We start from the raw sequence: 7882 nt of genomic DNA, 5'->3' as shown, positions 1-7882 counted from the left end.
TCGATGAACCCGCCGATGAAGATGCCGAATCCGAGAGAGCAGGTGAAGAAGCACACGAAGAGCATGATCAGCAGGAACCGGGCGCCGAGGAGCCGGCCCCGCACGGCCTGCCGGCCCTTCCCGGCCCGGCTGAGCGCGGCGCCCGTCACCCATGGGTTCTCGCCTCCGGCCACGGCCCGCGAATGGACCAGCAGGTCGAGGGTCTTGACGGTCCACAGGATCCCGACGGCGAGCATCCCGGCTCCGGCCGTCGCGTCTCCCCCGGTGTTGGCCGTGACCATCACCGGGACGATCCCGGCGAGCGCGGCCAGCCAGTAGCGTCGGTAGGAGGATGCGTTGTCCCCGAAGCGGATGAGGTGGTAGTCCTGCCGCCGGCGGTCCTCGGACCGGCCTGTCACGGAGAGGCGCGCCAGGGCCCGCTCCACCGCCAGCAGTCCAGCGGCCAGGACGACGGCGGCCAGGACGAGGCTCCCGTCGCCGACACCGGGACCGGGATCCGGGTGGAGGGCGGCGAGGACGGTGCCGACGAGGACCAGGACGGCGGCCACCGCGCCGGCCGCGACGCTGTTCCTGCCGCGCCCCGGATCCGCCAGCTGCTCCCGCAGGTACCCCCCGGGGAGGACCGCGTCCAGCTTCCTGTAGCTCCGAACGACCAGCGCGGCATGGACTCCGGCGGCCGTCAGGGTGACGGCGACCAGCACGGGCACCGGCAGCAGGACGACCGCCAGGAGGGCGAACGCCAGGACGTGGTACCAGAGGAGGAAGAGGCGGCCGCGCACCCAGCGCAGCGGGCTCGAGGCGAGATCCGCCTCCGCGGAGGTGTCCAGGGGGCTCATCCTCAGGATCCCGCCGACGAGCTCCTCGCGCGGCCCCACCACCCTCTCCCCGCCCCGGATCCGCCCGCTGAGCAGGAGGAGCTCGCGGTCCTGGGGGAACTGCGCGAGGCCGGCGGCCAGCAGAGCCCGGGCCTCGCCGTCGTCGTCGAGCAGCGACGCGGTCTGCGCCGCCTGCGTGAACGCTGCCGCATCCGCGTTCAGGGACAGCGCATGGCGCGCGGCCTGATGGGCGACCACCAGGTCCTGGTGGTCGCGCCGGCGCACGAGGAGCGCCCGGCTGAGCCAGTAGTGGGCGTCGGGCTCCTCGGCATGCTGTTCGACGACGTACCAGGCGAGTGCCACGGCCTCGTCGGTCCGGCGTTGACCGAGGAGCGCGAGCAGCAGGATGATCTGCGTCCCGGCGGCGTTCGGCTCGAGCTCCACGGCCCGGCGCCCGGCGTGTTCGGCGTCAACGAACCGCTGGTCCATCACGAGTGCCCGCCCGAGGAGCGCCCAGTAGAGGGGCTCGTCCCCGTGGTACGCCGCCTGCCCTTCCAGCAGGTCGACCGCGTCACGGGCACGCTGCTGGGCGGCGAGGATCTCGAAGCGGTTGGACAGGACGTCGAGGTCGACGACCTCGCTCACCGGCGCTTCTTGCCGTCGAGCAGGGCCGCGAGGTCGTCGTAGCGGCCGTTCGCGTTGGAGAACCGCACCACGTTGCGCGCCGATTCGAGCCATGCGACGGTGCTCGGCCTGATCTCCCGCAGCGCGTCACCGAGGTGGTCCATGGTGATCGGGCTGATCGCCCCCTGCGCGATCGACTGCATCATGGCCTTCTCCGCCGCCGTGACGGCCACGTGCTCGAGATCAGCTCCGGAGAAACCCTCCGTCACGGTGGCGAGGTGCTGCACGTCGATGCCCGCGATCGGACGGTTCTTCAGGTGATGGCGAAGGATCGACGCCCGCGCCTCGTGGTCGGGCGGACTCACGAGGATCGAGCGGTCCAGCCGGCCGGGGCGCAGGAGCGCCTCGTCGAGGTCCCACGGGTTGTTCGTCGCGGCCAGGACGTACAGGCCGTCGTTGTCTCCGCTCATGGAATCCAGCTGCAGCAGCAGCTCGTTCACCATCTGGCGCAGCCAGGCGGCTCCTCCGCCCGAGAGGGCGCCCCGCCGCATCCCGAGAGAGTCGATCTCGTCGATGAAGAGCACTGTGGGGGCCTGGGCCCGGGCTTCGTCGAAGACCCGCTTGAGGTTCTTCTGCGTCTCGCCCATGAACGACCCGATCACATCGGTCATCGACACGGACAGGAAGGTCGCACCGAGTTCACCCGCGACGGCACGGGCCAGGAAGGTCTTCCCGCAGCCCGGCGGACCGTACAGCAGCAGGCCGCCGCGCAGGGACTTGCCGAACGCCCGGGCCACCTCGGCGTTGCGCATCGGCGCGAGGAAGGACTCCTCGAGCCGACGCTTCACGTCGTCGAGCCCACCGACGTCGGACAGTGTCACGGCCTCGCGCGGTACCTCGACCGGTGCGGTGCCGTCGCCGTCGTCCGCCGCCGGGCCGACCGGGACGGGGCTCGCCTCCACGAAGGGAGGCGGTACGGCGCTCCCCACCTCGTGTTCCGCCTTGTCCCAGTCGAAGGCGGCGGGTCCGGCCGGAGCGCCCGGCGCCGCTCCGCCGCCCGGCGCGTCATCGGGCTCGGCTGCGCCGGGCGGCGAGCTCAGTGCTGTTGCGGCGGTACCCAGGAGGAGCCGCGCCTGGTCGTTCGCCGGGTCCGCCTGCAGGGCGAGGCTCGCCTCGGCGATGGCAGCGGCCGGGTCGCCGCCGGCCAGCAGGGTCTGCGCGAGGTGGATCCGCAGGACGACGTCACCCGGGTGGGCCTCGAGGGCCCTCCTGAGGCTGGCGATGACCGGATCAGTCATCGGTGCTCCCGTGCTGCCGGCTGCTGCGCGTCCGGGTGAAGGACTTCTGGTCGGTCAACTCTCCCCCTGTGCTTGTCGATGAGCCGGGCACCGCCGCACCTGCCCGGCACACATTCCATCATGCCCCGGTCCGTCGCTCCTGCCCGGAATGCTCCGTCCCTCGGTCCAGGGACGGGTTGGCCAGGATGTGCCACAGCTGGAACGCGCCGATCGACGCCGAAGGACCGGCCGGGTCGATCACCATCCCGCCCAGCCGCCGCCCGAAGACCAGCTCCGCCACCCAGCCGGTCGAGGAAGCCCGCGCCGAGACCTCGGGGTCGAATGCAGCGACCTCCGCCGCGGAGGTGAACACGGCGAGGTGCACGCCGGTCGATCCGGTGCCCTCGCCCGGGACCGTCACGAGTTCCCGCCGACCGTCCCGTTCCGACTCGGCCAGGAACAGCACGCTCTCGCCGAGCATGGCGGTGAACAGCTCCTGCTGCGACCCCTGTCGCACCACGACGTCGCGGAGCAGGGCATTGGGTGGGCCCTGCAGTGCGAACGCCAGGTCGTCGCGGACCAGCCCGCACGTCGGGCCGGCCGGATCCACGTACACCCGCTCGACCGCCGGATCCATCAGCGCAGTCTCCAGTGCGACCACGCCGGGCAGCGCCAGGGACTGCGGCGGGCCTGCGGTCGGCCCGCCCTCGAGGAATCTGGAGAGCTCCGCCTGGCTGGTGAAGACGCCGAGCGCCCGGGCGCCGTCCGAGCCCGCGAAGCTCCGCACCGCGGGGGCGGACGGATCCGAACCCGTGACGTCCATCAGCAGCTCGCCCGACAGGCAGGTCCTCAGGACCTCGATCATCGTCCGCTGTCCCGGTCGCTCGGAGAACCGGGCGACCGCGTCGGCGACCGGCGTGTTGTCCACCGCCCCGCCGCGCGCGGACGGGCGCCACAGCCGTCCGTCCCTGGCCGGCGCCAGGACGTCCGCGAGCGGTCCCGGCGTCGACCGGAAGGCGAGCCGGAGGACGCCGTCCTCCGCCGCGAGTTCCCCGCACGACCGGTCGAGGGCGAACAGGACCTCCGGCAGGAAGCCCCTGCCGTCCGCGCGCGGGACCTGACGGACCACCGCCACGACCGACTCGGCCCGGCCGGCGACGACCGTCCAGAGTCCCGCGCCGTCGACGAAGGAGAGGGGGAGGCCGCATCCTTCCAGGACCGTCGTCAGCGGCGTGTACTCCTCGACGTCGAACTCCCGGAGCTGCGGAACAACACCGTCGGGAAGCTCCAGGCCGTCACGGGTGACACTCACCCGCACCGGAGCAGCTCCGATCCAGGGATGGAGCGGAGATCGGTCCGGGCGGTGGAATACCTCACGGGCGGTCCCCCGGGGAGCGTCGGTCCGAGTCGGCCGCGAAGAGTCCGCCCGCGGACGCAGGTGCCGGCCCGGCAGGCTCCTCGCCCGGGTCGGTGACGTCCACGACGATGACGGTGACGTTGTCCCGGGCGCCCGAGCGGAGCGCTGCGGCGATCAGCGCGTCGCAGGCCTCCTGCGGGTCCGCGACCTCGCTGAGGACGGCGTAGATGCCGTCGTCCGCCACTTCCCCGCTCAGTCCGTCCGAGCAGAGCAGGATGCGGTCCCCCGGCTCGACGGGCAGGAGCCAGACGTCCGCCTCGGCGTCGTCCCCCGTGCCCAGCGCCCTGGTGACGACGTGCCGGCGGGGGTGGGTCCGTGCCTGCTCCTCCGTGATCTGCCCGATCTCCACGAGCTCCTGCACCTCGGAATGGTCCACCGAGATCTGGCCGAAGGTGCCGTTGCTCAGTCGGTACGTCCGGGAGTCGCCCACGTTGAAGAAGAGCCAGTAGGGGGCTCCCGACTCCTCGACCAGCACCACCCCGGTCAGGGTGGTACCGGCATGGCCGCCTGCCTCCCGGCGGATCCGCGCGTCGGCCTGTCGGATGAGCTCCTCGAGATCGCCCGCCTGGAAGTGCGGGGTCCTGGTGCCGATGATGCTGCTGTCCGCGAGGGTCCGGACACAGATGCTGCTGGCCACCTCGCCTGCCTCGTGTCCCCCCATGCCGTCGGCGACGGCGAAGACGGGCTCGAGCGCGATGAAGGAGTCCTCGTTGAGTTCACGGCGGAGCCCCCGGTCGGTGCCGAACCCGCAGGTGAGCCGGATGCCCAGCCCCGGTGCCACGCCCTGGTGCTGCTGGGCGGGAGGGTCCTCCGTGCTGCCGGCCCCGGCGCGCAGGTCGACCGCGTGGGACCCGTTGGCCGTCGACTCACGCATGGCGGCCTCCGGGCACCCGTCCTGCACGGCCCGGCTGGGCAGGAACCGGGAGGGAGCGTGCGGCCGCGCGGAGGCGGGCTTGCTGGTCTGTCATGTCCCCATTCTGCCCTTTGTCGGCCCGGGCACCGATCCGCGTCGCTGCGGTTCGGCCGTCAGTCCAGGATGATCCCCGTACCGGTCCCCCGGGCCAGCGTCACCGGGCGGACCTCGCCGAAGCCGCGCACCTGCCGCGGCTCGTGCGGAGCCAGGACGAACTTCTCGTTGTTCTCGAGGGTCGCGGCCGTGGCGGAATCGACGAGCACCTCTCCCGGCTCGGCGAGCGCCGTGAGCCGTGCGGCCAGGTTGACGGTGGGCCCGTAGATGTCCCCGAGCCGGGACAGGACGCGGCCCCAGACAAGGGAGCACCGCGCCGAGGGAAGGAACTCGTCCTCCGTGAAGGCCTTCGCGAGGGCCAGCGAGATCTCGGCTCCGGCCTCCGGCGACTCGGCGATGTACAGGACCTCGTCGCCGATCGTCTTCACGAGGCGCCCGCCGCCCACGGAGATGATCTCGGCACACTTGTTCTCGAACCGCTGCACGAGCTGCGCGAGCGTCCGCTCGTTCATGCGCCGCGACAGCGACGTGTACGAGACGAGGTCGGCGAACCCCACCGCTCGGGCCAGCGGCAGCGGCGCGTCCTGCTCGTCGCCGTCGCGCCCTGCCTCGCTCGACGCCAGCCCCGACTCCGCGCGCAGGGCCAACCGCTGCACGGCGGCGTTCATCTGGCGGCGCCACGCGTAGACGAGTGTCTTCTCGAGCGGTTCGATCAGGTCCGGGAGTTCGGAGACGAGGGTCTTCCGTGCATCGGCGTCCGTGAACCCGCGCTGGGCCACCATCTCCTCGACGATGGCCTCGATCTGCCACACCACCATGCGGTCGGTCATCTGGCCCACGGCGCGCGTGATGGAGATGGCGGCGTCCTCGGTGAGCTGCTCCTGGCGCACCATGTCGATGATCGTCGTCAGCGCGAGGAGGTCCTTCTCGGTGAAGGCCACGTCGTCGTCCCCGATGTTGGGGAAGCCCATGGCGCGCCACAGCTTGCGCGCGGACAGCAGGGACACCCCCGCGCCGGCGGCGATGTCGCGGCGCTTGAGGGTGCGCTCGGCCCCGAGGAGTTCGCGTTCGAGGCGCCGGATCGTCTCGCGGTCGAGTTCGATCGGGCCGGCCGGCGGCGCCGCGTCGGCACCGCCTCCCGTGGCCATGTCCGGCTGCAGCTGCCAGACGGCCTTGGACGCGGAGGCCTCGGGGGCGTCATCGGACTGTCCGCGGCCGACCGCGGTCTCCCCGACCGGGCCGGCGTCGGTTCGGCCGGGCTGCCCGGGCTCGTGGCGGTCCTCGACTGTCACGATTGCTCGCTTCTCCATTCCTGCTGTGTCCGGGGCAGTCCGCCACGGGCGTACTGCGGATCGATCTCCATGTCCACACCGTCGAACATGCGTGTCAGCGGTAGGTCGCCGATCGCCTGCACCGCGTACTCCTTGAACGTCGCAATCTGCGGAACGTGCCGGTAGGCATGCGCGCGGTCGAACCCCAGGTCCGCGATGAGGGTCCCGCTGCCCACCATCCGCTGCAGCAGACCCTGCTCCGTCTGCAGCTGGGAGATGGCGGACAGGTTGATCTGGTGTTCGGTCCTCCGGGTGGCTCCCCGCCGGTGGATGAGGCGCATGCTCGTGAGGACGTAGCGGTTGCTGGACCACCGCACCAGCGGCCGCACCACGACGCGGAGCAGGAGGAGGGCCACGACGGCGAGTGCTCCCAGCAGCAGCACCGGCTGCCACTCGGCGAGCCCGCCGGGCAGGTCCCGCCGACCCAGGTAGCCCAGGCCGAAGCCGCCCGCCGCCAACAGGACGAAGCCTGCAATCACCGGCCCCACGAGCGGCAGGGGGTTGGGCCGGGTGCGCACGAGGACGCGTTCCCCGGGCAGCAGCTTGATCCGCATGGCTACTCCTGCGGACGCAGGTGCACGACGTCGCCCGCCGAGACGGTGTGCCGCTCGCCGTCCTCGTCGCGCACGATCAGCGCGCCGTGCGGGTCGAGGGCGAGCGCGCGGCCGCTCAGCGCCACCCCGCCCGGCAGCTCCGCCCGGACGTCCTGCCCGAGGGTGGCCATGCGGGCGCCGACGCGCGTGAGCAGGGACGGGCCGTTGTCCCAGTCCACCCCGGCATCGCCGTCGACGTCGCAGAAGGCGCGGTAGGAGTCGGCGAAGGTGCGCAGGAAGGACTTGAGCAGGATGTTCCGGTCCGTGGTGCCGGCGTACTCGAGGAGCAGGCTCGTGGCCGTGGGCACGGGGAGTTCCTCGTCCGTGAGGCTTACGTTGAGCCCGACGCCGACGACGACGGCGGGCGGCTCCGCACCCGCACCCGGCACGAACTGGGCCAGGACCCCGGCGAGTTTCCGTCCGTCCACCGTGACGTCGTTGGGCCACTTGAGCTGCGGCGCGATCTCCGTGCGGTCCTCGACGCTCTCCGCGAGCGCGAGTGCCGCGAGGAGCGAGAACCAGGAGTAGGCCGCGGTGGGAACGGGTCGCCCCTGGCGGTTGAACGGCCGCAGCAGGACACTGACGAACAGCGAGGACCGTTCCGGGGCCACCCAGGCGCGATCGAGCCGCCCGCGGCCGGCGGTCTGGACCTCGGCGCCGAGGACGCTGAGGTCGGGCCAGCCTGCCGCTTCCCGCTGCGCGGCGTCGACCAGGTCGGTGTTCGTCGATCCCGTCCGGGCCACGATGTCCAGCCTCGAGAAGGGCCCCGACGGCATGCACAGGGCTGTCCTCAGTGCGCCGAGGTCCAGGCCCGGGCGCTCGAGATTGGAATAGCGGGAGGACATGGCATCGATCTTA

The 7882-nt window shown here is 72.1% G+C and carries 7 protein-coding genes; all 7 read right to left on the bottom strand.

The window, feature by feature from the left end:
• A partial coding sequence (locus CVO76_RS03715; RefSeq protein WP_208740716.1) for a hypothetical protein occupies positions 1 to 1460 on the bottom strand: 1460 nt, incomplete at its 3' end.
• The gene (locus tag CVO76_RS03710) at positions 1457 to 2737 is read right to left on the bottom strand and encodes an ATP-binding protein (RefSeq protein WP_208740715.1); all 1281 of its coding nucleotides are present in this window, start codon (positions 2735 to 2737) and stop codon (positions 1457 to 1459) included. The genes CVO76_RS03715 and CVO76_RS03710, both read right to left, overlap by 4 nt.
• Positions 2738 to 2855: 118 nt before the next feature.
• Positions 2856 to 4028: an SseB family protein gene (locus tag CVO76_RS03705; protein WP_208740714.1), complete on the bottom strand. Its 1173-nt coding sequence runs from the start codon at positions 4026 to 4028 to the stop codon at positions 2856 to 2858.
• Between the two features lie 61 nt (positions 4029 to 4089).
• Positions 4090 to 5007, bottom strand: a complete 918-nt coding sequence (locus tag CVO76_RS03700) for a PP2C family protein-serine/threonine phosphatase (protein ID WP_208740713.1) — start codon at positions 5005 to 5007, stop codon at positions 4090 to 4092.
• 152 nt (positions 5008 to 5159) lie between these two features.
• Positions 5160 to 6248: an adenylate/guanylate cyclase domain-containing protein gene (locus CVO76_RS03695; protein WP_133082281.1), complete on the bottom strand. Its 1089-nt coding sequence runs from the start codon at positions 6246 to 6248 to the stop codon at positions 5160 to 5162.
• 140 nt (positions 6249 to 6388) lie between these two features.
• Positions 6389 to 6985, bottom strand: a complete 597-nt coding sequence (locus tag CVO76_RS03690) for a PH domain-containing protein (RefSeq protein WP_208740712.1) — start codon at positions 6983 to 6985, stop codon at positions 6389 to 6391.
• 2 nt (positions 6986 to 6987) lie between these two features.
• Positions 6988 to 7869 carry a biotin--[acetyl-CoA-carboxylase] ligase gene (locus tag CVO76_RS03685; protein WP_133082078.1) on the bottom strand — a complete coding sequence of 294 codons (882 nt, stop codon included), beginning with the start codon at positions 7867 to 7869 and terminating at the stop codon, positions 6988 to 6990.
• Between the last annotated feature and the right edge of the window lie 13 nt (positions 7870 to 7882).

Source organism: Arthrobacter agilis (assembly GCF_002953615.1).
Lineage (GTDB): Bacteria > Actinomycetota > Actinomycetes > Actinomycetales > Micrococcaceae > Arthrobacter_D > Arthrobacter_D agilis_B.
The sequence above is the reverse complement of the archived record's forward strand: the minus strand, read 5'-3'. Positions and strand labels throughout refer to the sequence as shown.